At 56.6% G+C, this 26921-nt stretch carries 16 protein-coding genes; 11 read left to right on the forward strand and 5 right to left on the reverse strand.

Annotation, left to right across the window (positions count from 1 at the left end; genetic code table 11):
* Positions 1-98: 98 nt before the first annotated feature.
* Together VFX97_00665 and VFX97_00670 are read left to right on the forward strand one after the other, a co-directional pair.
* The gene (locus VFX97_00665; GenBank protein ID HEX5701710.1) at positions 99-956 is read left to right on the forward strand and encodes a hypothetical protein; all 858 of its coding nucleotides are present in this window, start codon (positions 99-101) and stop codon (positions 954-956) included.
* Between the two features lie 15 nt (positions 957-971).
* The gene (locus VFX97_00670) at positions 972-2483 is read left to right on the forward strand and encodes a S8 family serine peptidase (GenBank protein ID HEX5701711.1); all 1512 of its coding nucleotides are present in this window, start codon (positions 972-974) and stop codon (positions 2481-2483) included.
* A 45-nt stretch (positions 2484-2528) separates the two neighbouring features.
* Here the strand turns inward: VFX97_00670 and VFX97_00675 are convergent, their stop codons facing one another.
* Positions 2529-2744, reverse strand: coding sequence for a hypothetical protein (locus VFX97_00675; protein HEX5701712.1), 216 nt, complete (start codon positions 2742-2744; stop codon positions 2529-2531).
* A gap of 261 nt (positions 2745-3005) precedes the next feature.
* Between VFX97_00675 and VFX97_00680 the strand changes: the two genes are divergently transcribed.
* Together VFX97_00680 and VFX97_00685 are read left to right on the forward strand one after the other, a co-directional pair.
* Entirely contained in the window at positions 3006-3449 is a 444-nt protein-coding gene (locus VFX97_00680) for a hypothetical protein (GenBank protein ID HEX5701713.1), read from the forward strand.
* A gap of 38 nt (positions 3450-3487) precedes the next feature.
* A complete protein-coding gene (locus tag VFX97_00685) occupies positions 3488-4771 on the forward strand; it encodes a hypothetical protein (protein ID HEX5701714.1) in 1284 nt (427 codons plus the stop codon).
* A 159-nt stretch (positions 4772-4930) separates the two neighbouring features.
* Here VFX97_00685 and mug read toward each other — a convergent pair whose 3' ends face one another.
* Positions 4931-5500: a G/U mismatch-specific DNA glycosylase gene (mug, locus tag VFX97_00690; GenBank protein ID HEX5701715.1), complete on the reverse strand. Its 570-nt coding sequence runs from the start codon at positions 5498-5500 to the stop codon at positions 4931-4933.
* Between the two features lie 145 nt (positions 5501-5645).
* On the opposite strand from mug, the gene ligD reads away from it, so the two are divergent.
* Positions 5646-6701 (forward strand): non-homologous end-joining DNA ligase, encoded by a 1056-nt coding sequence (gene ligD / locus VFX97_00695; protein ID HEX5701716.1) that lies wholly within the window; start codon positions 5646-5648, stop codon positions 6699-6701.
* A gap of 253 nt (positions 6702-6954) precedes the next feature.
* Here the strand turns inward: ligD and lexA are convergent, their stop codons facing one another.
* On the reverse strand, positions 6955-7578 hold the full coding sequence (gene lexA / locus VFX97_00700; protein ID HEX5701717.1) for a transcriptional repressor LexA: 624 nt from the start codon (positions 7576-7578) through the stop codon (positions 6955-6957).
* Between the two features lie 319 nt (positions 7579-7897).
* Between lexA and VFX97_00705 the strand changes: the two genes are divergently transcribed.
* The gene (locus VFX97_00705) at positions 7898-10975 is read left to right on the forward strand and encodes a hypothetical protein (protein ID HEX5701718.1); all 3078 of its coding nucleotides are present in this window, start codon (positions 7898-7900) and stop codon (positions 10973-10975) included.
* On the opposite strand, the gene VFX97_00710 is transcribed toward VFX97_00705, so the two are convergent.
* Both VFX97_00710 and VFX97_00715 read right to left on the reverse strand, forming a co-directional pair.
* Positions 10976-12148 (reverse strand): class I SAM-dependent rRNA methyltransferase, encoded by a 1173-nt coding sequence (locus VFX97_00710; GenBank protein ID HEX5701719.1) that lies wholly within the window; start codon positions 12146-12148, stop codon positions 10976-10978. It lies immediately after the preceding gene.
* A 103-nt stretch (positions 12149-12251) separates the two neighbouring features.
* A complete protein-coding gene (locus VFX97_00715; protein ID HEX5701720.1) occupies positions 12252-13592 on the reverse strand; it encodes a response regulator in 1341 nt (446 codons plus the stop codon).
* 1674 nt (positions 13593-15266) lie between these two features.
* Here VFX97_00715 and VFX97_00720 point away from each other — a divergent pair.
* The 5 genes from VFX97_00720 to VFX97_00740 all read left to right on the forward strand — a co-directional run bounded on the left by VFX97_00720 (position 15267) and on the right by VFX97_00740 (position 26907).
* Entirely contained in the window at positions 15267-16850 is a 1584-nt protein-coding gene (locus VFX97_00720; protein HEX5701721.1) for an ATP-binding protein, read from the forward strand.
* A gap of 65 nt (positions 16851-16915) precedes the next feature.
* The gene (locus VFX97_00725; GenBank protein ID HEX5701722.1) at positions 16916-18301 is read left to right on the forward strand and encodes a sigma-54 dependent transcriptional regulator; all 1386 of its coding nucleotides are present in this window, start codon (positions 16916-16918) and stop codon (positions 18299-18301) included.
* A gap of 359 nt (positions 18302-18660) precedes the next feature.
* Complete coding sequence (locus VFX97_00730) at positions 18661-19179, forward strand: hypothetical protein (protein ID HEX5701723.1); 519 nt, start codon at positions 18661-18663, stop codon at positions 19177-19179.
* A 48-nt stretch (positions 19180-19227) separates the two neighbouring features.
* Complete coding sequence (locus VFX97_00735) at positions 19228-21264, forward strand: hypothetical protein (GenBank protein HEX5701724.1); 2037 nt, start codon at positions 19228-19230, stop codon at positions 21262-21264.
* 99 nt (positions 21265-21363) lie between these two features.
* Positions 21364-26907, forward strand: coding sequence for a hypothetical protein (locus tag VFX97_00740; GenBank protein ID HEX5701725.1), 5544 nt, complete (start codon positions 21364-21366; stop codon positions 26905-26907).
* Positions 26908-26921: the final 14 nt, after the last annotated feature.

The following is a 26921-nucleotide window of genomic DNA, read 5'->3' on the forward strand; positions in this document are numbered from 1 at the left end:
ACAGGTTTGATGCTGGACTCGTTCAAGTGCAACAAACGTTTTGACCGCCTTGAGTCATACGTAATCGAGAGCTTTGTAAAAAAGAGAGGAGAATTCTCATGTCAACGACAATAAAAATTGTGTTCAGGGGTCTGATGGTTTTGAACTACCAGCGGGATCAGGCCGCAAGCAGGAACTATATGGAGATGGGTTTTCTGGATGCGCTGCCCCACGCGAATGGTCATGGACGCGGGGACCACACTAGCCATTCGATGGTGCACATCCCACGGATACTTACCATGAAAGGCGGAATCCTTACGTCGGTTATCGATCTTCGCCTTGATCGGCCTGAACTGGGAACCGTTCGCAACTGGGAGCTGTCGGTTACAAATTCAGCCCAGAACAACACCACCCTCCGCAATAACAGTGTCGCTCAATTTGACAGGACGGTGGACCCTGCAACTGCGAACCAAGCTACCCGTGAAGACTTTCGTTGGATCATTGATTTCGAAGCGCGGGACATGCATGACCGCAGATTAACACCTGAGATCGGCACACGAAAACTTCTTCTGGTTTTGCTGGTCCGAAATGGCGATTTCTTTACAAAGTTTCACTCGCCAGAGTTAACACAGAGAAAGGGTACTGGCACGCCTACTCCATTTGGCTATGTTGCCGCCGCCACGGGTTGTGACATTTCGTTTAATGCCGGGGGCAATGTGAGACTAATGGCGGGATCAACGGAGGTCTTTGTCTTCAACGATCCTGACGCGATTTACGAGATTTCGAATGCGCCGCCCGATGTGCTTCCTGACGCACCAACTCCTCTTGGGCAGAGCCACTTCCACATGTATTACGATGGTCTTTTTATTAAACCTCCGGCAGACCAGATTAGTTTTATCGCGGATGACCTAGCTCCCGGTCCAGATCCGGCTTTATGCGGGCTGACCTCTCTCGGCCAACGAGAGGACCCGCTTTAGATCGCAGGAGAGAGCATGACTAAGCGGCAAACAGACCCCGGTAAAGAGGACGAGCCTACCATTTCAAACTCCGTCGACAACGCCATCAAGCATCAGCGTGAGGAAGTTGACGACTTTGCGGATAGGTTCGACCCAAAGTCCCGCCACGGAGCGTGGTGGCAACCTGGACTGATCGAATTGGTGTTCAAGGACCCAACTCAATCCGGCGTTCGCGGCTGGAATTTCAAAACGGAAAAGGAACGCTTTGAGTTTTCGGAAGAGTGGCCTGACGCGGTAAGGAACTTATTGCTTGCGCAGGGCCTCAAAAGCTGGAAACCCTCTTTCCCGCTTCGTTACTCGTGGACGAAAAAGTCCGATGATGACGCGTTCGATGATTATGCGCGTGCCGGTCACGACAGGTTCGTCACTCTTAGTTTTCGAAAAGATGCTGAGACTCCACAATTTGCCGATGAACTAAGAGAACTGCCGGAGATTGAGCAGGCCGTAGCGGTGCCTAAGATCGGTCCGCCCTCAGGGCCGTTGGACGAACCGCTTATGGGAGTCGATGACCATCCACAAAGCACCATTTGCGACGCCGGTGGCTGTCTGGAAAGCCAGTGGTACATCTTCCGGTGTAAGGTTAACCAAGCGTGGTTGAAAACAAATGAATCTGGCGAAGGTCTGTCAGGCAGAGGCGTGGTGATCGCCGATGTTGACTGGGGGTTCAATCCGTCGCACCGGGATTTGATAGCACAGATCCGAAAAACCCAGAATGTATTCCCCGAATCTAACAGCGCCAATGAAACCATCGTAACTAATGGGAGCCGATGTCATCACGGAACCGCCGCTCTTGGATTAGCCGGCGCGCAACTGAATGGTTTTGGGATCGTAGGTGTCGCTTTTGGCGCAACGCTTTGGGCAATTCAATCAGGTACCGACACGCGAGAGGATCACTCTTTGTGGGTAGCCGGCATAAGATTCGTGCGGGATCAACAATCCGAGAGCCGGAAGGTAATAATTCTGGAAATTCAGACCAAGAGGAGGCGAAACATCGAAATGATTCCCACCATAGCAGATGAGATTAAGCACGCGATCAGTGAAAATATAGTGGTTTGCGTTCCCGCCGGTAACGCTGGCCGAGATGCCAAGTTTGACGATAACGACACGGAGATACTGCAAACTGGATCAATTTTGGTGGGAGCCACGCGATTTGACGCGACAAGAAAGGACTTTCGCGGTTTCAGCAATTACGGCGATCGAGTGACTGTTTATGCTCCCGGTGATCTGGACTCTGATTTGACTTGTGGCCCTTCGGATCACGCGTATCGAAACGGATTCGGTGGAACCTCAAGCGCGGTTGCGAAAGTGGCAGGCGTGGTCGCGTTGATGTTGGAAACAAACCCCGCGCTTACTCACGAGCGAGTACGTGACATCCTTGGCCGATCTCAGATACCTGTCTTTGACGATTCGTCCACTCAGATAGGTGTGCTCCTGGACGCAGAGCAAGCAGTGTGTGAAGCCAGCCAGCTTGCCGGGCGTCCATGCTGATCATCGCTGATCCTTTTCGCCGACATGCAATCTCGCCTTCTTCTCTTAGTTGTAATCAGCGGCCGCTTCACTTAATTCTCTAAACAGCTTCGCCAAATCCGGCAACTGATAATTCGCATTCAAGCCGCTGGGATTTGGAAGCACCCAAATCCGCGCGTCGTGAATTCTTTCCGGCTGTTCGCCGATTTGCGCTTTGGGTTCGCCAACGCGTTGCGGTATGCGCCGACGCCGAGGATTGCCACGATGACCGACCGCTGCCAACGTCGAATTTCTCTTGGATCTAAAAAAAGTTGCGAGTAGTTCGCAAGGCTGGCCGCATTCGATTGCAAACCGGGTTAGGCGAGGTCCAGCTATTCGTCAAAGTCATTCACGTTAGAACGCAATCTCCCTGAATCGAAATCAAAGCCATCTCTGTTTGGCCGTTGCGTAACGTTTTCGGCCTCGCATTCCATATTGGTCATAGAGGCGCTCGAATCAAAACGATCGGCCATCAATTCTGCTTATAAAAGGAGTTGCTCCGCCATGCCTGCAAAACTTACCGCGCAACAATCGCTGATGATCACGGGAGACTGCATACGGGCCGTAACTGGGAGCACCAGGCCCCTTAACCCAATAGAACCGCTCGTCATGTACGGTGTCAATAGCGCGCAACAAGCCTCAGCGGTACGCCACAACGTGGTGGCTAATGGCAGCATCGGTGTCCCGCGTTTCAACTTCTCGCTGCACCCCGGCTTCCTGGCAACACTCAGTGGTTCCTGGACGATCCGCCAACTTGCGACCACGATCCGCGACAATTCCGTGCCAAATGAACCGGCAATGAATTTTGTTGCCCCACCGGCAAACTCAGCGGAAAAACTGATGGCGGCATCGGCAAAGTTCGCGGAAGCATCGGCGCTCTTCGCTGAAGCGGCAGCCCCGCCGACAAAGACAGCGAAGAAGACTAAAAAGAAATCTGGCGTCAAATAAAAGAATTGTAATTCCTTCTGACGATCGGAGACTGAAAAATGCTTAGAGTAAAAAAGAGGTTCTGGATTATTGCCGGCCTCGGGTTGGTAGTCGCAGGGTTATTGCGGCCGGCCGAGATCCAGGCCCAGGATTGCGCGATTGCACAACAGGCCGGCATTAATCAAGCAGTGGCAGACCCGGCCACGCAGACAATTTCGTTGGCTTTCGACCTCCCGCTGACACCCAAAGACAAAGAAAAAATCCAGCAGGGCAACTCATGGATACTGAACAATCTGACGTCCCAAGCTAACCCGGCGTTGAGGATCGATACTGTGACGGTCGAATCCGCGGACAGTCTTTACCCGGATAATTTTCTCAGCGCAACCTTGCATTACACGGTCGCGCTGGTGGCGACTGACACTTATGTTCTCTCTGTTCCGCAATTGACATTCAGCGGCTGCAAGCCGGCGAAGCTTCCCTTCACAACCGTCAGCATCGCAAAGGCTGTGCCAGCTGGTACGCAACCAAACAAGCCATCCCCATTCTCCGAAGCGAAATCTACTGGTCGTGCAGACTCAGACATATACATAGCCGGTCAACTCGAGGGGTCAAAAGGGGAGACTGCCGTCAAAACGGTTGACGCGAAGATTCAACTGCCTATAGGTATCAGTCTCTTCAGAGAGCAACAGGACCTGGTGCCCTTTTTTGAATTCAAGATGAGCAGCAACAAAAAGGCCGATGCTGACTCGCTTAAGCTAGGTGCGCTCATCCGTTCGCCTTTTGCCGTGAACAAGAGCAGTCTCAAATTCGTGGTTTGGGACACTGAGGGGCGTCTTGAAGGCAACAAAAACTTCAAACACCTGAATGGCATCTGGGGAAACACTTTGTACTTCCTCCCGCCGGTTATTGGTAGCGGGAAGGCGCAACTCTTCCTACAGCCCATGGTTGGTTTGGAACTTGGCCGCAATTTCCGCAACCCTGTCCCGTCGGCCGAGCACCGGAATATTGCACGGGCGGTCGGCGGCGCCAGCGCCTACCTGAACTTCTTCACCGGCAACAGCCTAGTTGATTCAATATCATTGCAGACTGACTACGTAAGGCGGTGGCCGCTCCGCGGCGAGATCAGCTTTACGGAGGACGATAAGAAAAACCTGATCCCACTCTTCATTGGAAGAAATCCGCGGGACTACGTACAAACCAAGATCCAGTTCGAGATGTCAAAGTACTTCGCTATCACGATTGGTCACGAATATGGGTCGCTGCCGCCGAACTTCAAGCTGGTGGACAATAAGTACAGTGTGGGTTTTGTCTACAAGAAGAAACTGATCTTCAGGCCCAAGTAGCAGGTGAAAGCATTGGCCACGCCACTGTACATTGAGATGTAAGTTCGATTGTCAGGCGGTTCGTCAGATCATTTGCGTTCCCTCACTATTCATAGCACGCGCCCCGACGGCGCATCGCCCGGCGAAGCCGCCCGATTATTTGCCTGACTTAATTTATTGCTAACCGGGTTGAATTGTAGCCGCTTCACGCAATTCTCTAAACAGCTTCACCAGTTCAGGCAACTGATAATTCGCATTCAAGCCACTCGGATTCGGCAGCACCCAGACACGCGCCTCGTGAATTCTCTCCGGCTGTTCGCCGATTTGCGCTTTGGGTTTAGCAAACGCGAGGCGGTATGCACCGACGCCGAGAATCGCCACAATCCGAGGACGATATCGTTTTACTTTCGCCGCCAAAGCACGTCCGCCGGCAATGAAATCTTCCGTGGTTAGTTCTGCGGCTGTAGCTGTGGCATGCGGCACGACATTGCTAATTCCGATTCCGCTTTTGAGCAGTCCGCGCTCTTCAAACGGCGACACCAAACGATCTGTGAATCCGGACTTGAACAGCGCCGGCCAGAACCGGTTGCCGGGGCGCGCGAAGTGATGACCGACGGCCGCTGTGTAAAGCCCCGGATTGATCCCGCAAAACAGCACTTTTAGATTCGGCGCGATCACGTCCGGCACTTTCTGGCCGGCCGCTTCGACGAGTTGCTGCTTGGTTGGCTTGAACGGTTTGGTGACCGCCATGGTTGGCTCTTAGACTAACACTGCGAAGTGATGAGGTCAGTACCCTTCGCGTCAGCGAATGGAACCAGGGGTTTTGCCGACCATGGGATCCTTCTTATTCCATCCGCTTACGCGGATGGTACTGACTTCACGGCGCCGGTCCACGATGGCTACCAACAAGCGCTTACCGAAGACTCGTGAGACAAAGACGGCTATCTGCTCGGCCGCGCGCAAGGCGCGTATGCCGGAAATCATTCATCCGATGCTGGCGACTCTGGTTGATGAGCCCTTCTCTGATCAGGATTGGATATTCGAAACGAAGTGGGATGGTTTTCGATCTGTCTGCTTCGTCAGCAAAGGAAAAGCGCGATTCGTTTCGCGCAATCAGATCGAGATGACCCCGCAGTATCCCGAGCTGGCAAACATACCGAAGCAGATCAACGCAAAAGAAGCGATTCTCGATGGCGAGATTGTCGCGCTCGACGAGCACGGCCGGCCACAGTTTCAATTGCTGCAGAATAAGCTGCGCATACGCAGTGGCAGTTATGCTAAAGCGCGGACCGCGCAGCTTGTCTATTTCGCGTTCGACTTGCTGTATCTCGATGGCTTCGACCTGATGGGTTGCCCAGTCGTTGAACGGAAAGCCAGGCTTGAGCAGATTCTGCGTCCGGCGAGCTTCATAAAATATTCCGACCACGTTGCAGGTGAAGGCGAGCTCTTCTTTCGCGAGATCGCAAAGTTTCGTCTGGAAGGGATGATCGCAAAACGCGCGGCGAGTAAGTACGCGCAAAAGCGTACCTCAGACTGGCTCAAAGTAAAGACAGTTCAGCGATCGGAAGTCGTGGTCGGCGGTTACACCCAACCGCGTGGCGCGCGTTCGTATTTCGGTTCGCTGGTAATGGGGCTGTATCGTGAGGGCAAGCTTCAATACGTGGCTCATGTCGGTGGCGGCTTCAATGAACAGAAGCTCCGCGCGATTAATAAACTGCTTCAGCCGCTTAAAAGCGATAAGTGTCCGTTCGCCGTCAAGCCCAAGACCAACGAACCTGTGCAATGGGTGAAGCCGAAGCTGGTTGCGGAGGTGAAGTTTTCTGAGTGGACGGCGGACGAGCGAATGCGTCATCCGGTCTTCGTTGGGTTACGTGAAGACAAGAAGCCTCAGGATTGCAGGTTTGAATTCGAACGCGACACTGACGAGACGGTCAGGAAAAGCCGTCGGTAGGCAGGCTACTTCTTCCTTCGCCATAACAAGCGGATCACGCCACAACTGAGAGCCATCCAACCGAGAGCAACCACGGCTTGGACGATCTGAGCGCTTTGTATTAGTCCTTCATGATGCAGCAGCGTGAGAATCATTTTTAAAGAAAGCCAGGGTGATGCAAAATCGCTGGTTTTTCGGGCTTTTCAGCTTTTTAAACGCCCTTCCTCACGGTCGGACTAGTGCGCCGACCCACCCGCGCCAAACGGGGTTCGGCTTATGCGTTGGGACGGAGGAGGCTGCGGAAAATGCCCTGGATTTCGACTCGCGAGGCGTGCACGCGAATCGGTTCCAAGGCCGCGTTTGAAGGTCGAAGTTCGACTTCCTGACCGCGACGGAACAAACGCTTTAATGTCGCCCGCGTTTGATCGATGAGCGCCACAACGATCTCTCCGTCGCGCGCTTCGTTACGGCTTTCGATCAAAGCGATGTCGCCGTCGCAGATGTGCTCATCGATCATTGAATCGCCTTTGACGCGCAGCGCGTAAATTCTTTCGGGGCGCACGCGACCAAGCAGGAAGCGCGGAACGCAAATCATCTCAACATCCTGAATCGCATCGATGGGCAGTCCCGCGGCGATACGCCCGACCAGCGGCACCTCGCAAGTTGCGTCAGCCGCCGCTTCCTCAAACCTCACTGCGAGAGTGAAGTGACCCGGTTCGTGTTGCCGTTTTACGAGTCCACGTTTTTCGAGTGCGGCAATGTGCTTGGCGATCGTGGCTTTGGAACTGACACCGAAGTGGCGCGCGATTTGTGCGTACGAAGGTTCGTGCCCATGCTTCGCCAAAAAGCGAGTGATGTAATCCAGAACTTCTTTTTGACGTTGCGTTCGAGGTAGCATGGAAACCAATTCGTGAGTCGAGCCGATTCTAGTCTCGCTATGTCTCAATCGTCAAGCATTTCAGCGCGCGGCGTGCTTAACATGAATAAGACGCTTCGCTGAGGTCTTACCAGGCGAATCAACGTTGACTATCTGACGCTGATGCGATAAATGTCTGCCGCTTGAAGCTTGCTGTTCGCCGAATTGTAACCGAGGGGCCCGCCACTTTTCGGATCTGAGATCTTAGATCTCAGATCTCAGGTAAAGCGCATGCTCTTCGATGTGGCCGCTCGTTCTTTGTGGCTGCACTTTCTTTCACAACTGACGGAAAGGAATTTCTATGAAAGACACGTGTCGTTCGACTCGCGATCTCCGTGGTCTGCTGCTCGCCATCGTTGGGTTCGCGTTAACCGCAGTCACGTTGGGCGCGTTGGCTGTAGGCGCACAGAATCCCGCCGGCTCTCAGTCGCCGCCGGCAACCCAAACGCCGGCGCCTACGCGCGCGGCTACGGCAACGCCAGCCGCGTCGCCTACGCCGACGCCCATCAACTGGTCGAACGATCCGCTGCTGCGCCGATATGTGTTTCGCGCTATCGGACCAGCGAGCATGGGCGGCCGCATTGACGACATCGCCTGCGTCGAAACGAATTCCTACATTTGCTACATCGGGTTCGCGACCGGCGGCGTCTGGAAGACGACGAACAACGGCACGACTTTTCAGCCCATTTTCGACACTTATTCCTCGGCATCCATTGGCGATATCGCCATCGCGCCGTCAAACGCGGACATTGTTTGGGTAGGCACCGGCGAGCCCAACAACCGTCAAAGTTCGAGCTTTGGCGATGGTATTTACAAATCAACCGATGCCGGGAAGACGTTTGCGAAGATGGGTCTGGAAGACTCGCAAACCATCGCGCGCATCGTGATCGATCCGAAGGACGCGAACACAGTTTATGTGGCGGTGCTCGGACATTTATTCGGACCGAACAAAGAGCGGGGCATCTATAAGACAACCGACGGCGGCCGGACCTGGAACAACGTAAAGTTCATCGACGAAGATACCGGCTTTACCGACATCGTGATGGACATGTCTGATCCGAAGACGTTGTACGCAGCGTCGTATCAAAGGCGAAGGACGTCATGGGGATTCAATGGCGGCGGTCCCGGCTCGGGGATCTGGAAGACCACGGACGCAGGAAGGACCTGGGCGAAGCTGCAAGGCAACGGATTGCCTGAAGGCCTACTCGGTCGCATCGGTTTGGATCTGGGAAGATCACATTCGAACGTGCTCTATGCGCAAATGGAAGTTGGGGCGACCACGGGTACCGGTGGCGAGGAACAAACTCCGGGAGCGGCTACTCCAACTCCGACACCCTCGCCCAGCGCGACACCGGTTGGCTCACCTACTCCGAATGCAAAGCGATCTGGTGTCTGGCGCTCAGACGACAAAGGCAAAAGCTGGCGCATCGTGAGCAACGAAAACAACCGGCCGATGTACTACAGCCAGATTCGCGTCGATCCTTCCAACCCGGAAAATGTTTACGTTGGTGGTTTGAATTTTAGTAAGTCAACGGATGGCGGCAAAACCTTCGTTTCGATGCAGGCCAATGTCGGACACGTAGATAACCATGCCATCTGGATCGATCCGAAGAATGGCAACCACATTGTTCTTGGTAACGACGGCGGGTTGAACGTCACTTACGACCAGGGCACTCACTGGGACTTCATCAACACCATCGCGGCGGCGCAGTTCTATGCGATTGGCGTCGACATGCGTAAACCGTATTACGTCTATGGAGGTTTACAGGACAACGGTTCATGGGGTGGGCCGAGCCAGACGCGCAACCCCGCAGGGATTACGAACGCGGATTGGTATCGCGTCGCTGGTGGCGACGGATTCTACTCGATGGCCGATCCGAGTGACTACAACACTGTCTATGCCGAATCCCAGAACGGAAACATGAGCCGGATCGATCTGCGCACCGGTCGCAGCGTTAGTATCCGGCCTCGCGGGCGTCCGCGGGGCGGCGGTGGAGCAAGACCAACCGCATCGCCTTCACCCGGTGCTTCCCCGCAAGCCACGCCGCAGGATCCGCAAAGTGCTCTGGCTCAGTTCGCAGCACAGCAGGGTTTTGGCGGCGCCAATTTGCAGTCGAATGTCGTGCCGGCGCCTTCACCCGGAGAGCAGTTCCGCTTTTACTGGAACACGCCGATGGTTCTGTCTCCGCACAATCCGCGGATCATCTACGCCGGCGGCGATCGGTTCTTCCGTTCGCTTGATCGCGGGGACACCTGGACTGCCTCAGCCGATCTGACGAAGCGAATTAACCGCAACAACCTTTCCATCATGGGTGTGAAAGGCAGCGAGCCGATGGCTTCGAAGAACGATGGCTATAATGGCTACGGCTTTGTAGTGTCGATTGCTGAATCGCCGGCCATGCCGGGCATCATCTGGATCGGGACTGATGATGGCACCGTACAACTTAGTCGCGACAGTGGCGCCACGTGGACGAACCTTTCAATGAAGGTCCCCGTGCTCGCCGAAAAGTCAGGCGAGCTGTATCACATAAGCAAGATTGAGCCTTCTCGTTACGATGCAGGCACAGCTTACCTCGCGGTTGATGGACACCGGCTGGACGACCTGAAGCCCTACCTGTATGTCACGCGTGATTACGGTGAGACATGGAGTTCGATCGTCAGCAATTTGCCGGTGAACGGCAACGTGAATGTGGTACGCGAAGATCCCAAAAACAAAGATCTTCTGTTTGTGGGAACTGAGTACGGCCTGTATGTTTCGATCGATGGCGGCCGCGAATGGCGACGATTCATGTCGGGTCTACCGACGGTGCGGGTTGACGATTTGCTGATTCATCCGCGCGACAACGATTTGATCGTCGGCACGCACGGCCGTGGGATTTACATTCTTGACGACATCACGGCGCTGCAACAGCTCACGCGGAGTAAAGTGCTCGACACAGAATCATTTCTGTTCGATGTGCGGCCCGCGACGCAGTGGCTGAGCGACGTTCGTTTGAGTCGCTATAGCGGCGGGTCGAAGCTGTATCGCGCCGCGAACCCAGCGCCGGGAACCGCGATTAGCTATTACCTGAAGTCCGTGCCGTCCGGTGATGTGACGATCACCATCTCAGATTACACGGGCCGAGTGGTGCGGAACATCACTGGCACGAAGGAAGTCGGGCTCAATCGGGTGCAATGGAACATGCGGGGCAATCCGCCGCAGCGTCCAGCTAATTTGCCGCAGTTTGGCGGCGGAGGCGGAGGGGGCGGAGGCTTGGGCGCGTTCTTCGCGCAAGGGCCGTTGCTCGAACCGGGGACTTACAATGTGAAGCTGTCGGTTGGGGGAAAGGATTTCACGACAAGAGTTGTTGTGGAGCCTGATCCCGGAATGCAGCATTAATTATTCGACCACGCGCGCGATCACGCATTTCAGGTAATGCGTCTCGGGCACGCCCATGAGCACGGGATGATCGCTTGATTGCCCGCGCACTTCGACAATCTGCAAGCGGCGGCGCGCATCCAGCGTCGCCGCTGCCACCACCTCCAGAAACAACTCCTCCGGCATGTGATAGGAACACGTGCACGTCACCAGCACGCCGCCCGGATTTAGGAGTTTCAATGCGCGGAGATTGATTTCCTTGTAGCCGCGCGCGGCAGACTTAACGCTGGCGCGATTTTTCGCAAATGCCGGCGGATCGAGGATGATCGTGTCAAACTTCTCGCCCGCGGCCTCGAATTCTCGCAACGCATCGAAAACGTTGGCCGCGCGAAACTCAACATTCGAAGTTTCGTTAAGCTCGGCATTGCGACGCGCGCCGGCGATCGCGTCTTCGGAAATGTCGATGCCGAGCACGCTGTCGCATTTCCCCGCGATGTGCAGCGCGAACCCGCCGTTGAATGTGAAGCAGTCGAGGGCGCGACCATGGGCGACACGTTTGGCGGCGAGATAATTCTCACGCTGATCGAGAAACGCTCCGGTTTTTTGCGAGCCGAGCGGCGAAACCAGAAAGCGGAGGCCGTGCTGATTGATCGTGACCGTCTCAGAACCCGCGGGCTCTGTCACGTGCAGAATGCCACTCGTTGATTCGAGTCCTTCCAACTGCCGCACACGCGCGTCATTGCGCTCAACGATCGCGGCTGGCTTGAATTCTTCGACCAGCAGTTCGGCGATCGCCGCTTTTACCCGTTCGCTGCCTTGCGACAGAGTTTGAATGACTAAGACGTCGTCGTACTTGTCGATAATCAGAGACGGCAACAGATCGCCTTCGGAGTAGACCAGCCGGTAGGCGTTTGTGTCCGCCGCGGTCCGTGAACGTCGCGCTGCACACGCGCGCAGACGCAAACGCCACCATTCGCGATCGATCGTCTCTTCTTGCGTTGTCAAAAACCGAAGCGAAATCTCGGATGCGTCGCTGTAGAAGGCCTGACCTACAAAGTTGTGTGCCTGATCGACAACACGCACGATGGTTCCGCCTTCGACACCTTCTGCGTTTGCCACGTCGCTGCGATAGACCCACAAATGACCGTGGCGGATTCGCTTCGCTCCGCGCGACGTGATGCTTACTTCCGCCATTGGCCTCGAACTTATCACAGGCCCATCTACTTGCAGAGCTTGGTGAGTCGATAACCGACAGATTGTTTACTTAAAAGATTTGGTGAAATGCCGGATCCAAGTTTTACGACTTTTTGGACTCTTCTCGGCTTTCTTCCAGGATTCTGAAGAGGGTCGCGGTCAGTTTCTTGGCGGCCTCGGATGTGCGCAAGAACGCATCGACGCCGGCGCGCCACGCTTCCTTTTCCACATCATCGTCGGAAAGCATGATGATTGGCAGGGTGCGACGATGGACCATGCTGCGGACGCGCAGGACCAGCTCAAGCCCGCTCACTTCGGGCAAGTTGTGATTGACGATCAGCACATCATAGGGCACCTTCGTCTTGAGAATCTCCCACGCTCTAAGTCCACCGGTACACAATTGCACCCCAAACCCGCTGCTCACCAGGAGCTCTTCAAATTGACGCCCAATCAGCTTGTGACCCTCAACGTGAAGGATTGAAACCTGATTTGGAACCGGCGTCGCCGGAGTTTTCTTTTCGCTTTGCTTCGGCTGCGAAAACAAATGCCGTCGCCGCTTTCGCACCGCCGTACGGTGCCCGATCAGATCTTTGTGCCGGTTGTTGAGCAGCGACACGAGACTCTGGTGATGCTTGAAGCCCAGCAATTGCGAAGCCTTTGTCACCGAACCAGACGCATCGCGAAGCGAGCGTTCGATCAGGTTTCTTTCGATTTTCTTGATTTCCCGGCGCAGGGAAAATCCCTCCCAAGAATCGGGCTTCGGCATAAAACCCCCGCCGGGTTTCTCCACCAGCAATGCGGCAATCACTTTTCGCGCGCAGGAAATCAGGCGCTTGTGCGTCGCCGGATCCTGAGAATGCTCGAGCAGTTCTACGGCCGACTGGTAGATCTCCACGAGCTGCCTGACACCCGTTTGACTGCCGAGTTCCTCGACAATCGTCAGGTGCGCGCGACCTGAACCTTCGCGGTCGCCAACTGTTTCCGCGACAACAATCGCTCGTTGTAGCAGTAATGCAGCGCGCGCCTCATTGCCCGTGCGGGCCGCGATAATTCCCTGGGTCGTAAGCGCCTCAGCGAGGACCGCCTGTTGTCCGCCCTTCTCGAGAACTCTGACCGCGGCTTTGATCGTCCGCTCGGCGGCTTTAAGGTTACCTTCGGCGAGAAGCGTGCGCGCGCGCGTCTCATCAACCTGCGCCGCCGTACCAACATCTTTCAGTTGTAAGAAGAGATCGCGAGCACGATCCAAATGGTAGTGCGCGTCCTGATAACGCCCGATGGTGAAGTAAAGAAAGCCGAGGTTGTTTTCAACGCGAGCGAGGTAACGAAAATTGCCGGCCTTCTCATGATAAAAACTGGCCGCAGCGTTTTCGATTAGTGCCTTATCAAGAAATTCGCTTCGACTTTCTGCTACAGCAAGTCTCCTAAATAAGAGTGCGAACTCCATGTGGAAAGAGCCTTTGAGAGCGTTATTTTCACTCTGCTCCACCAAAGGGGCTGCGGTGTTATAGAGTCGCAAGGCTTCGTGCAGTCGGGATGACCACACTTCCACAATGCCAGCGCGAATGAGAAGAATTGCCTGTAGCTCAGGGTTTTCAACTGGCAGAATTTCGATTGCAGTTGCCAACTGAGCGCGCGCCTCATCGTATGAGCCTTCCCTCCAGTAACAAAGTGACAAATCACCTCGTCCTTCGGCCACTCGACGAACCTCCCCCAGGCTTTCAAAGATCTCGATGGCTTTAGTGAGGAAATTCTTTGCGACCTCTTGGCTCCTTCAGTCTGATTAGCCGCACCAAACCAACCGGCTAGCGCACCAACCCGAAGCAGAACGTCGCCTTTTGTTAAGTCGTCCAGATTATCGAGCTTGGGAGCTTTGTCGCGCGCAGGCCAATAAAGACGGAGGGCTTCATACGCTGCTTCGTATTCGCCCACTTTCTCGAAGTGCTTGGCCAACTGGCAGGCAAGCTCAGCTCGTTCGTTAACTGGCAGGTCGCGACTTTCGTTTTGGAATTCGGTTAGTTGCGACGTTAAGTTCATGTGAGGTTGGCCTTTCTACATCAGTGATAAAATCATTGCGCTGCGAGCATGTGTCCGACGGTTTCATGGATGAAAGTCGGTGAATCGGCTGAAACACGCTCCTTCTAGGTTTCTAGAAACTCGCAACACCCAATCACCAAGGAGAAAAACGTGACGAAACTAAAAAGACTAGCTGTCTCTTTAACCTTGATGTGCGTACTCGCCACTGCCGGTTTCGCGGACTGTGAGCCCCCTATGCCGGGACAAATACCATCAGGGCAGTGTGTTTGCGTCCCTGGCGAAACAAGTGGTCCGCCGTGCGCCGCTCAGGCTATTAATAATGGGCCGGTGGTTCCCGGTCAAACATCAACCCCACCGGTCGTGCCTGTGGCTAGTGTAACCGACCTCGCCGAAACGGTGATGTGGGGGCTGTCGTTGTTCTAACCGACGTCCGCCTCGTTAGCGTTTAACTGACGCAACGCTAACGGTTCGCATTCTCAAACCATCTCGTTTGCCACTGATACTCTCACTGGCAACACAGTTATTGTGTGTCCAGTTCACGCGATCAACTCAATCATCCGAACGGGATCAGTCGGGTCTAACTCCGTGCGATTTCGAGAGTGCTGGCGATCAGCGTAGGACATTGCAAAACGGTCTTCAGGGCGATGGCAAGATAATCCGAGTTTGGACTTTCGCGCAACTGAGTTCTTTCAACTTTTCTCGCCAAAGAGTTGATGGGTAGGATATTAGCGTTTGCTGCAACCGGCATCGCAAGAGAGACGGCAGGGAGGCGCGAGCTGATGCTTACTTCCGCATTTGCATCGAACTTTTCCCAACGGGCGGCATTCGCGGGCCTCAGCCCACGATGCCGCAGGGTCCTACTTTGCGTGGCCTTTGCGTCTTTGCGCCTTTGCGTGAACAGACTATTTGTCACAAGAGCCATTTCCCGCAAAGACGCAAAGTCGCAAAGGACCGCAAAGAAGAAATAGGACACCTCAACGGTTGCGAATACAGCACTTGACCGGGCTTCAGATTCCGCGTACAAAGCTTTGACAACCGACGATTTGCGGATTTGAACCCCGACGCGTCCGGGTTGATCCGACTAATGGCCGTAGCAATCGATGTAACTCACCGCGAGACCTCGCAACCGGAAAGCGCAACCACGCTAGGCACCATCGTCGATTTAGTTCGGCGCATCACGCACGCGGACACCACGTCCGTCATAAGCTTCTCGCAAAACGACAACACGATTACCTGGGAAGCTGCCGCCGGCTTCATCACCCCTGCGGCTGAGCGACCGATTACGCAGCAACTCAACAACGTTCTGGCGGATCGCGTCCTCGCCGCCGACTCGGTCGTAATTGTTCAGGGGATCGGCCGGCGCGACGGTTATCCGGCTGATGAGTTTCCCATACACGCGCTCGAAGGCATCTGCGATTTGGCGATCATACCGCTTAGATCGCGCGGCGTGCAGCTCGGCGCCCTCATCGCCGGTTATCGTTTGTCGCATGAGTTCACGGTTGAGGAGAAGGAGTCGCTACGCGGTCTGGCGGACATGGCCGGCCTGGCGCTGGACAACGCGCGGCTGGTAGAAACGCTCGCGACTGCGGAGAAAATCTGGGAGCAAACCTTCGAAGCGATTGGCGAAGGCATCCTCGCCTACGATGAAAACGGGCGCATCCTGCGCTGCAATGCGCGCGCAGCTGAGATGCTCGACCTGAAAAACGAAGAGGTAACGGACCTCACTTTCGAAGAGGCTTTCGCGCGCATGTTTGGCGGGCCGGCAGCCGCGTACCACCTGGCCGATTCTCGCGACTTGTCTTCCGGATTCGAAGTCCAAACCGAAACAGGACGGCGCTACCTCACTTCGATTGCTTCGATACGTCAGCCGTCAGAAAACACTATCAAGGTCGCCACCTGGAAAGACGTGACTCAACTGTCCGAGGTGCAGGAGCAGCTTTCGCGTTCCCGTCGTTTGGGCAGCGTTGGCCAATTAGCCGCGGGCGTCGCGCACGAAATCAACAACCCGCTGGCCGCGATCTCGGCCTGTGCCGAAGCCGTGATTCGTGATGTGCGCAAGAGCGACGACACGCAAAAGCTCGCCAGCGAACATCAATGGAACTACTACCTTGAAGAGATTGTGCGCCAGTCGCAGCGGTGTAAAGAGATTACGCGCGGGCTTTTGGATTTGACGCAGCAGCGTCAGGCGAAGCGCTCGATGACCGATCTAAACGGCGTAGCCAGAGATTGCCTCAAAGTCGCGGTGCACCGACCTGAGTCGGCACGAATCGAATTCAAAGTCGCACTTGATGAAGGCATCGGCCAAATCGCGACCGACCCGGCCCTGGTGTGTCAGATCCTGGATAACCTTCTGAGCAACGCGGCCGACGCGGTAGGTGAAAACGACGGACGTGTCACCGTGAGGACCGCTCGTGAAACTGACCGTGCCCTGATCGAAGTGGCTGACAACGGGCCGGGCATTCCCGCTGATCTACTTCCCAAGATTTTTGATCCATTTGTCAGCACCAAGCGGGCGGGCAAGGGGTACGGGCTGGGCTTAGCGATTTGCGCGGCGCTGGCGGAAGCACTCGGCGCGTCTTTGACCGTGGAGTCGAAGGAAGGGGAGGGAAGCCGTTTCCGGCTATGGATTCCTCGTCGCGCCGCGGACGTTGAGAATGTATCCGTCTAGCCGGGCGGACTGCCGTCGGTGTGCGCGGGACAAGTCCCGCGTCTCAACGGAAGTTCTTTAAGTAAATGAGTCGCAAGATCAACATCCTGGTCGTTGACGACGACAATCTGCTGCGGAAGCTGGTTACGGGTCAGCTTTCACAGGCGGGTTTTGGCGCGACGCCCGCCAGCAGCGGCGCCGAAGCGCTGGCCGCATTGCGCGACAGTGATTTCGATGTGGTGTTGCTGGACGTGATGATGCCGGATCTTTCCGGCCTCGAGGCCTTGAAAGAAATCCGCCAGTTAGACGATCCGCCTGAGGTCATAATGCTGACGGCGGACACTTCCTTGCAGACGGGACTCGAAGCGATGCGTCACGGCGCGTACGATTACCTCACAAAACCGGCAACGCTCGATGAGATGGAAGCCGTCATTCGCAAGGCCGACGAGAAGCGGCGGCTGGTAAAGCAGAACGCATCACTTCGTTCAGTTGTCAGGCCGGCGACCCACGCGGACGATGCGGTGCCAATCATCCATGAAAATGCGTCGATGGCGTCAGTCCTGGCGCAGGCCGAGAATGCCGCGCGCACGGATTCGACGATGCTTTTGACGGGCGAATCGGGAACCGGGAAAGACGTCCTGGCGCGATTCATTCACTCAAAAAGCATGCGCGCAAACATGCCCATGATTACCGTCAATTGCGGCGCGTTGCCGGAAACTCTTTTCGAGTCAGAGTTCTTTGGCCACGAACGCGGAGCGTTTACCGGCGCGACTTCGCTGCGTCGAGGATTAGTCGAGGCGGCGGATGGTTCGACGTTGTTCCTCGATGAAATCGGTGACCTGGCGTTGGGGATGCAGGTAAAGTTTCTGCACTTTCTTGAGCAGGGAAGGTTCCGCCGCGTGGGATCCACGCGCGATCAAACGTCGGACGTGCGCGTTATTGCTGCGACGAACCGGAACCTGACGGTAGCGGTGGAACGTAAGGAGTTTCGCGCCGACCTCTTCTATCGTCTGAATGTCGTAGCGCTTCACGTACCGCCGCTCCGCGAACGCCGCGAGGACATTGCAAAATTGATCGAACACTTTCTGGGCGTCTATCGTGAGCGCTTCAACCGGCCGAAACTGAAGTTGACGGACGATGCGATCCACCGTTTGCTCGAATACCCCTGGCCGGGAAACGTGCGCGAGTTAAGAAACTATATGGAACGCGCGGCCGCGATCTCTCCCACGGATACAATCGATGCGGACCAAATTCCGGAGCTCTCACCAGACAACGAAGTTGGCGAGACCGTGACGCCCGAGCCCGTTCCTCGCCGGCTTGAAGACCTCGAGCGCGAACACATCCTGCATGTGCTGCGACAGAGTGAAGGCAACCGCGAGCGCGCGGCGACGATTCTCGGCATCTCGGCGCGGACGCTTTACCGAAAGCTTCGGGAGTACGAGCACGAGCGCGACATCGATTCTCAGGATTAGGTCCAACAAATCGGTCCCTTCCTAAACTCTTTCCCATAACATTCTTTGGCGTTTAGCAGCCTGACAGAATGTCAGTGCTGACAAAAAATCGCAGTTTTGACCCGCCTTTGTGCCCACCTAAAAACCGCGAAAACATTAAGCAATCGGGCGATTAGCGGCAACCTGGTCCAATCGCACCCAGGCATCCGACGCCTTCGCAGACCGCGGCACGGCCCTTGTAATGGTCGGTGCTGGCTGATTGTCTTCCACAGTTAGTCATTCAATCACAAGGAAAGCACAAACTTCGATTGGGAGCGATTTGGGAAGTTCAAAGAGTAGTAACTGCTTGCCCACCCTCACAATTCAAGGAGACAAACAACATGTTCAACTCAAAAAAGAGAATTGCCGTGCTCACGCTCGCGACGCTTTCGCTGCTCGCGGTTACTGCGGTTGGTTTCGCTCAGCGACACCATCTGATTGCTGCCATTGCTCGCCCGGAGGTCAAGGTGCAGTTGTCAGCGGCGGTTGAGCGAGACTCAGAGCTTATCCCTTTGGAGAAAGCTTCAGCAGTCAAGCCCGGTGAAGTTCTGGACTGGACCATCGTGTCTGAGAACAGCGGCAACGCGGCCGCGCACGACTACAAAGCCGTAGCGCGCATTCCCCGTGGCACTGAGTTCATCGCGGGTAGCGCGAAGGCCGACGGTGCGAAGGCCGTTTACAGCATCGACAACGGCAAGTCGTTTTCCGACAAACCGACTGTCGAAGAGAAGCAAACGGACGGAACCGTGAAGCGCGTCGCTGCTCCGGTAGCGATGTACACGGACATCCGTTACGAATGGTCTGATCCGCTCGCCCAGGGCGGCAAACTTTCTGCTTCCTACAAACTGCGCGTTAAGTAATGCGCGCCTCACGACCTGCCAATCTTTCCCAATCTGATGAGGACTATCATGACTAACCCACTTACAAATTCTACGGGCGCTAACATGAGCCGGCTGCTGGTTGCAGCGCTGATCGTGTTGGCTTTCTTCGGTCGCGCGGCCGCGCAAACTCCTGGCGGCACGACGATCTCGAACCAAGCGAGCGCCACCTATTCTGACGGCACGAACAGTTACTCGACGGTTTCAAACACCGTCACGGTAACTGTGTCGAACGTTTCCGGTCTGACGATTACGCCGGACGGCGGGAGCAACCCGACGGTGGTCGCTGGTCAAACTGGTGTGAAGTTTAGTTTCACAGTTACGAACACCGGTAACTTCAGTGACCAGGTTCACTTCGTCCCCGGCAGCGCACACCTGAGCGGAAGTGCGCCAGCGAGCATCACGCAAGTGTTCATCGACGCGGACAGCGACGGTTCGTTCAACGCCGGCGACACGGACCTTACCGGCGCCACCGCCGACTCTGCGGCAATCGCACAAAACGCTTCGATTACCGTGGTGGTCGAAGTCACGGTGGGTGCCGCGAGTGCGGGGCAGACTGTGCAAGTGCTGCTCGGCGACGCGGCCACAGGCAGTCCGTCATTCGACAATCAAGCCGCCAACACCTCGGCCAATGAAGTGCGCACCGTCTCGGCCACCTCCGTGAACGGTCTGCGCGAAGCCCGCGGCGACATCTCAGTGACCGTCGCAAACGACGCGTTGCTGCAACTGACGCTGACGGCGCCCGCCGGCCCGGTGGCGCTTGGATCGGACATCACGTACGGGTGGCAAGTGTGCAACAACGGCGCACGCGACGCTTCGGGCGTGACGTTGAATGCTTCAACGCAGGTTTACATCATCGCCCCCGTTCCGGCGCGCACAGTGTTGACGTCCGGCCAGACTTTCCCGGCCGGAACGCTCTACACGACCAGCGCGCTTTCGACGGCTCCGCTGTCGGCGACCTGGAGTTCCTCGGCGCCGGTGCCGTTGTCGAACACAACGCGTCTGGCGTTTCCCGTGGGAGCAACCCTGGCCTCGGGTGGCGCGTGCAGTGCTTCCATTAACATGATCGTTACAGTTAACACCGGCATCGACGCCTCAATACCGATCGATGAAATCGGCGACGTGTTTGGCAGAAACACTGTCAACGCGACGATCACCGACCAGTCGGGCGATGCGACGCCGAACAACGGCGATGGCAACGCGAACTTCGACGAAGGCTATGTTGCCGGCGCCGGACACGGTGTCATTCAGCAGACCACGCTGTCGCAAATCGGCTCAGTTCTAATTGGACCGAGCGGAGCTCCGGGAGCGGTCGGCCCGAATGACAACAACGACGATTACACGAACAGGAGCGTCAACACCGGTATCGCCGGCGTGGCTCCGGGCGGTGTAACGACCGCTTTGGGTCAGCTCGTGTACGTGAACACCGTCCAGAACACGGGCAACACGTCCGATACGTTCACGCTTGACGCGCCGACAGTTCCGGCCGGCTTCACCGTCGAGATTTCAACCGCCGGCATCGGCGGTCCCTACACGACAGTCTCGGGCGGCGGTTCCGTTTCGCTAGCGATTGCGTTTGGCGCTTCGGCAAACATTCACGTCCGCATCACTGAGCCCGCCGGAAACACAGTACTTACCGGCTTCGACACAGTGATTCGCGCGACTTCAACGGCCACCCCGGCCGCAAACAACCGCACGATCGACCGCCTCTACACCGGCTTCGTTCGTCTGGTTAAGGCTTACACCGTCAGCAACTCCACTGGCGTTGGCGGCGCGACCGATGCGGTGCCAGGGGCAGTCATCACGTACAACATCACCTACGAGAACATCTCGACCTCGAACGGCGATGCGAGCTGCGTGAAGCTGACGGCCCAGAACCTGGTCATCACAGAAGACGGTTTGGCGGCTCCAAACAATTGGGGCACGTTCACCACTCACACCGGCACACCCAGCGATACAGGCTCAGGCGTGGTCGTGATCGTCAATGCGACGACTTACACGGACACGGTTGCCTCTCTCGCACCGGGCGCGTCGGCGGTCTTCTCGTTCCAACGCTCTATTAATTAACGGCGAGCAATCGCCCCTTGCCCTTTGCGAAGCGGCGCGCCGGTTACGAAGCCTGAAATGGTGGGCGAACCGGCGGGCCGCTTCAAGCACATTAAAGAAGTGAAATTCTCACGAGCAAAAATCAAACTGATCGCCGCGGTTGTTGCGCTGGTGTTCGGAGCTGCGAGCAGTTCGTGGGCGCGAGTTTTCGAGGGCTCAACTCCCGGGGGCTCGGTAATCACGAACCAGGCGCGCGCGACCTACAGCGACGAGACGGGTGAAACATTCGAGACCGTTTCAGAGACCGTCACGCTGACGATCGTTGCCGTCGCGAGCATTACAGTCACGCCTGACGAGACGACGCCGTCTGAGACTGTCGGCCCGCGCGAGCAAGTCACGCGTGCTTTTCGCGTCTGCAACACCGGCAACACGCCCGATCGCGTCACGCTGACGCAGAGCAGCATCAGTCCGCCGGCAGTAATCACTGCACTGTACTTCGACAACGATGGCAGCGGCACGGTGAGCACTGGAGACGAGCTGATTACGCTCAACCAATCCGTATCGCCACAGCTCGCGCCCAACGGCTGCGTTAGCGTGCTGGCCGTCATCGAGACGAATGACGTCGCGGCGCAGAGCACGCTCTCGATTTCCATCACCGCGCGGTCTACTGCCAGCGGCGCGGTCAACGGCCGCAACGAAGACGCAGGCACGATCATCAACGCGGTCGGTTCTGGCGCTCGGGTGACTGATCCGGTCAACGCGAGCCTGCCCCCGAGCAAAGTCGTGAACGGCGGTCCGCAGGCTGTGGTAAGCCTGGGTACTCAGTTCACTTACACGATCGCGTTCCGCAACAGCGGCGATACAGCGGCGCGCAACGTGGTGATGAGCGACCAGTTGCCACCGACAATTGAATACGTCCCGAGTTCATTGAGACTCAACGACAACCTGGTATCGGACGCCATCGACGCTGACGAAGGATCAGTCGTAAATAATACGATTCAGATACGCCTCCCGAGAGTGAATCCCGCGGAAGCTTTTCGCATAACTTTCAATGCGCGCCTGGCCAACGGCGTCCCGGCCGGCGTCGGCGTGGTTAACAACGCGAGCTTCACTGCCGACAACGCAACGCCCGTGCAGACAGCCGATGCCGTGGTGGTAGCCGATCCTTTGGGGCTGGTGTTTGCGGCCCGGGGCGGCAGCTCAGCGCCGATCGCGGGAGCACGCATCGAGTTATTTGCCGACGCAGACGGCCTGAATCTGGTGACGTTGCCGCCAAACAGCGGCTTTGTGCCAAATGGTGCGAACGTCAATCCGTTTGCTACCGACGCCGCCGGACACTTCAGCTTCAAGTTGTCATCGGAAGCGATAGCCGGCGAAACAATCTATTTCATGAAAATCTCCGCGCCCGGATTCCTGACGCGGATGATTAAGCTGACGTTGCGGCCGACGCACAACGGTTTGTTCGACCTGACTGCGCACGCCGTTGACGGACAGGAATTGGCGGACTCAGCGTTTGTCCTCGTCCGCAACGACATCACCATCGAAGACCTTGCCGCGCTCGTGATGAACATTCCGATGTTCGAAGCCAGAGGGCTGCAGGTGATCAAATCAGCCGATCGCGCGCGCGTGGAAATCGGCGACATCGTGACCTATCGAGTCGAAGTTCATAACCCGACCGCAGCCACACTCAGCAATGTTACCGTCGAAGATCGCCTGCCTGAGTCTTTCCATTACGCCGAAGGCTCGGCTCTGCTTTCGATGGGCGCGTCTCCCCAGCAATCGATCGAACCGCAGGTGAATGGCTCGACGCTTTTATTTACGATTGGCGATTTGCCTTCAGGTTCAACGGCGAAGCTGCTGTACCGCGTGCGTATCGGCGCGAATGCCGGCGAAGGTGATCGCGAAAACGTGGCGGTAGCTTCGGGCTCGTTCCCGTCGGGTGAACGCACGACCAGTTCTCAGGCTCGCGCCACCGTCTTTGTGGCCGCCGGTGTCTTTTCCGCGCGTCAGGTGTTGCTCGGCCGCGTGTTTGTTGACACGAACCAGAACGGCCAGTTTGATGACGGTGATCGGCCATCGCCGGGCGTCCGCCTTTATCTCAATAACGGTCAATCAGTAATCACCGACTCGGAAGGCCTCTACAATTTCCCGGCGTTGAACGACGGCTCGATCGTCGTTTCACTCGATCCTGTCAGCCTGCCTTCGCATTACGCACTCTCTGATGGTGGTCGCTATTCCGGAAAGAGCTGGACGCGGCTGCTGCGCACGCCGGTTGGCGGCGGTGGTTTGCTGCGACAGAACTTCGCCTTGATTGAGACTGGCCCACTTAAGTCAGAACCGCCTGCGTCAGCGGGTGGGTCAAGCACTCAAGCTTCAACAGAACCCGCGTCAGCACCCGGAGCGGTAGCGACGGGATCAAATGGGACCGGCAAGGATGCCGGCGCGCCAACAACCCCTGGCACCTACGAGTTCGCTTCGACCGAAGACCTCGCGCCGGTGCCGGCGGGTACGGTCCGCGTTGTTTCGCCGAAGCCGAACAGCGTGGTCATGGCGCCGGCGCTCGAAGTCGAAGCCGAAGTCGAAATCAACTCGACCGTGAAGATCGAGATCAATGGCGAAGAAGTTTCGGACAAGAATATCGGCAAGCGTCGCGTGGATAATAAGAACAAGATCACAGGCTTCACTTTTGTCGGCCTCAACGTACGTCCCGGACCGAACAAGCTGATCGTTACTCCGATCGCGGCCGATGGTTCCGCCGGACAGCCGCAGGAAATCGTGGTGATGGGTCGCGGCCCGGCGCGTCGTCTGGAGATCGCGACTGAGAAAACTGAGATTCAGGCCGGCGGTTCAGATTCGACAATTGTGCGCATCAGCGCGCTGGATGAGTGGGGTAATCCCGCTTCCGATGGCGACGTCGGCGTGGAGACTTCACTTGGCGAACTGGTGCGAAACGTCGATGCTGCAACCGGCAAAGATGCAACAGCGACGCTTGATAAGAACAAGACTCGCGCCCCAATGCTTATGAAATTCCAGGGCGGCGTTGCGACCGTTAAGCTCGTCAGTGCCGGCGCCCCGGGTGATGCCAAGCTACGCGCAACCACCGGGCTGGCGGAAGCTGAAGGCCTGGTGCGCATCACCGCAGAAGTTCGTCCGCGAATGCTCGTTGGGATGGCCGAGATGAGTTTCGGCAAAGGCATCCCGGAAGTTGGCTTGCGGCGCGAAGAAGGAAACTTCCGCAGCCGTCTCAGCTTTTTCTTTAGCGGCAGACTTTTTGGCGACAACATGCTGACGCTGTCGTACGATTCGCACCGTCCGATCAATCGCACTGCCGGACGTGATCGTTTGTTCCAGCTCGATCCGAATGACCGCGTGTATCCGCTGTTCGGCGATTCATCGACGCGCTTTGAGGCCGCGCAGACCAATTCTAAGCTTTACGCGCGCATCGATCGCAAGCGTTCGTACCTGATGTTCGGCGATTTCGAAGCCGACATGAACGCGCCCCTAATGGGTTACGGCCGGAAGCTGACCGGTGTGAAGCTTCATCTCGAAAACTCAGCCGGAGACGGCATAACTTTGACCGGCGCGCGCCCCGACACCGCGTTCGCGCGCGATGTATTCGCGGCGGGCAGCCTCGGCATCCTGCAACTCTCGAGTAGTGAGATTCTGCCGGGCTCCGAGAATGTCATGTTCGAAACCCGCGATCGGCGCAATCCGGAAGTCGTTATCTCGCGCGAGACGCTGACGCGGGGAATTGATTACAATCTCGATCCGGTGACGGGTCAGATCTTCTTCCTGCGCTACATTTCGACGTTCGATCAACTGCTGAACCTGAAGCAGATCGTCGTCACTTACGAGCACCGCGCGAACTCGATGAACAGTGCTGTGTACACTGCGCGCGCGCATAAGAACTTCAAGTCGATCGGATTGAAGCTCGGTCTGTCGGCAGTCATGCAGACGCAGTCCAACGAGGGAAACTTCTTCCTCGCCGGATTTGACGCGGAAAAGAAACTGCCGGGCAAAGGTTTATTGCAGATGGCCTGGGCGATGAGCAACGGTGAAGTTGTCGGCACCGGAAACGTTTTTAATTCTGACGAATCGACGCACAACGGCAGTGCTTATCAAGTCGCTTTGCAGCAGCCGCTGCCGTTTGCCAGCGCGGTTGTGCGCGGCCGCTTCCTCAGCGCGTCGGCCGGATTCTTCAATCCGTTCGGCGGCACCGTCACTCCCGGCTCACGTCGCGGTGAAGTGAACCTGGAAATGAAGCCGCTGGCCAACTCGCTCTTAAAGCTTGGATTTACCAGCGAAGACAACAAGACTGAGAACGTGGACAACAGCCGCGTGACGTTTTCTGCGGCCTGGGAGCAAACGCTGCATGAACGCGTGCGTCTGCAATTCGGCTTTGACCATCGCTCGTTTTCCGACGATCTGAACAACCGCGAGGTAGACTCGAACCTGGTGACGGCGGGCGCGGAAGTGAAGGTAACTGACAAACTGCAGTTGACGGTGAAGCGCGAACAAAACCTCGGTGAAGCCGATCCCAGCTATCCGAACCAGACGACTCTCGGCGCGACCTATCAAATGAGCTCGTTAACCAAGTTGTTCTTCACGCAGCGACTGGCTTCGGGAACCATCACGCCGATTGGCGACTACACGAACACAGGTTTCGCTTTCACCTCGGCCCGCCGCGAGACGGCGTTTGGAATCGAAACGCGGTTCGGCAAATACACCTCGATGGTCGGCCGGTATCAACTGGAGAATGGAATCAGCGGCACGGACAGTTTCGCGGTGATTGGATTGCAAAATCGGCTACCGCTGACGAAAGAGTTCTCGCTCGAGCTCGGTTTCGAGCGCGGCTTCCATCTGACTGGCCCGAACGAAAGCTTCAACAGCGCGACCCTCGGTTTTGGCTGGCAGCCGACCGAAGACTTCCGCGCCAACGCGCGTTACGAATTTCGAGATCGCAACGGCAACGGCCAATTGTTTGCCGCCGGCGCGGCCGGCCGGGTGCAGGAAGGCGTGACTGCGCTCGCGCGGATTCAGTGGTCACGGGGCGCGTTTGGCCAGAGCGACAACTCGGCTTTCGACGCGACGGCGGCCCTGGCGTTTCGTCCCATCGATTCGGATCGACGCGGATTGCTGTTTACCTACACACACCGATCGCTGAATCAGTTGTCGGTTAATAATGGCGAGCCGACGCGCGATCGGATCGACTCGCTTTCGACCGACGCTTACGAGCAGCTGACTAAGCGGCTCGAACTCTACGGCCGGTTCTCGCTACGCTTCACCGGCAACGGCCAGCCCGAGCTTCCGTTCGTCTCGAACCTGTCGTACCTGACGCAGGCGCGCGCGCAGTATCTGCTTACGCAACGGATGGATCTGGCCTTTGAAACTCGCGCGCTGTTCCAACCGTCTTCTCATACGATGCGCTCGACCTACGCCACCGAAATGGGCTTCTGGGCCATGCCTGATCTGCGTTTGGGCGGCGGCTATAACTTTACCGCCGTCAGCGAACCTGAAGGCGCGCGCGTACTTCCCACGCGGCGTGGCTTCTACTTCACCATCAGCACGAAGCTCTTCAACCTGTTCGATCTATTCGGCACGTCGAAAGCGGGTTTGGCGGGCAGTGACTCTTCGTCTCAGCCTCAGCCTCAGCCTAAGAAGTGACCCTCACGATTACT

It is taken from the genome of Pyrinomonadaceae bacterium (assembly GCA_036277115.1).
Taxonomy (GTDB): Bacteria; Acidobacteriota; Blastocatellia; order Pyrinomonadales; family Pyrinomonadaceae; genus UBA11740.

Coding starts and splice junctions, on each gene's coding strand:
- VFX97_00665 (HEX5701710.1), top strand. CDS start 99: ATGTCAACGACAATAAAAATTGTGTTCAGGGGTCTGATGGTTTTGAAC.
- VFX97_00670 (HEX5701711.1), top strand. CDS start 972: ATGACTAAGCGGCAAACAGACCCCGGTAAAGAGGACGAGCCTACCATT.
- VFX97_00680 (HEX5701713.1), top strand. CDS start 3,006: ATGCCTGCAAAACTTACCGCGCAACAATCGCTGATGATCACGGGAGAC.
- VFX97_00685 (HEX5701714.1), top strand. CDS start 3,488: ATGCTTAGAGTAAAAAAGAGGTTCTGGATTATTGCCGGCCTCGGGTTG.
- mug (HEX5701715.1), bottom strand. CDS start 5,500: ATGGCGGTCACCAAACCGTTCAAGCCAACCAAGCAGCAACTCGTCGAA.
- ligD (HEX5701716.1), top strand. CDS start 5,646: ATGGCTACCAACAAGCGCTTACCGAAGACTCGTGAGACAAAGACGGCT.
- lexA (HEX5701717.1), bottom strand. CDS start 7,578: ATGCTACCTCGAACGCAACGTCAAAAAGAAGTTCTGGATTACATCACT.
- VFX97_00705 (HEX5701718.1), top strand. CDS start 7,898: ATGAAAGACACGTGTCGTTCGACTCGCGATCTCCGTGGTCTGCTGCTC.
- VFX97_00710 (HEX5701719.1), bottom strand. CDS start 12,148: ATGGCGGAAGTAAGCATCACGTCGCGCGGAGCGAAGCGAATCCGCCAC.
- VFX97_00715 (HEX5701720.1), bottom strand. CDS start 13,592: ATGGAGTTCGCACTCTTATTTAGGAGACTTGCTGTAGCAGAAAGTCGA.
- VFX97_00720 (HEX5701721.1), top strand. CDS start 15,267: ATGGCCGTAGCAATCGATGTAACTCACCGCGAGACCTCGCAACCGGAA.
- VFX97_00725 (HEX5701722.1), top strand. CDS start 16,916: ATGAGTCGCAAGATCAACATCCTGGTCGTTGACGACGACAATCTGCTG.
- VFX97_00730 (HEX5701723.1), top strand. CDS start 18,661: ATGTTCAACTCAAAAAAGAGAATTGCCGTGCTCACGCTCGCGACGCTT.
- VFX97_00735 (HEX5701724.1), top strand. CDS start 19,228: ATGACTAACCCACTTACAAATTCTACGGGCGCTAACATGAGCCGGCTG.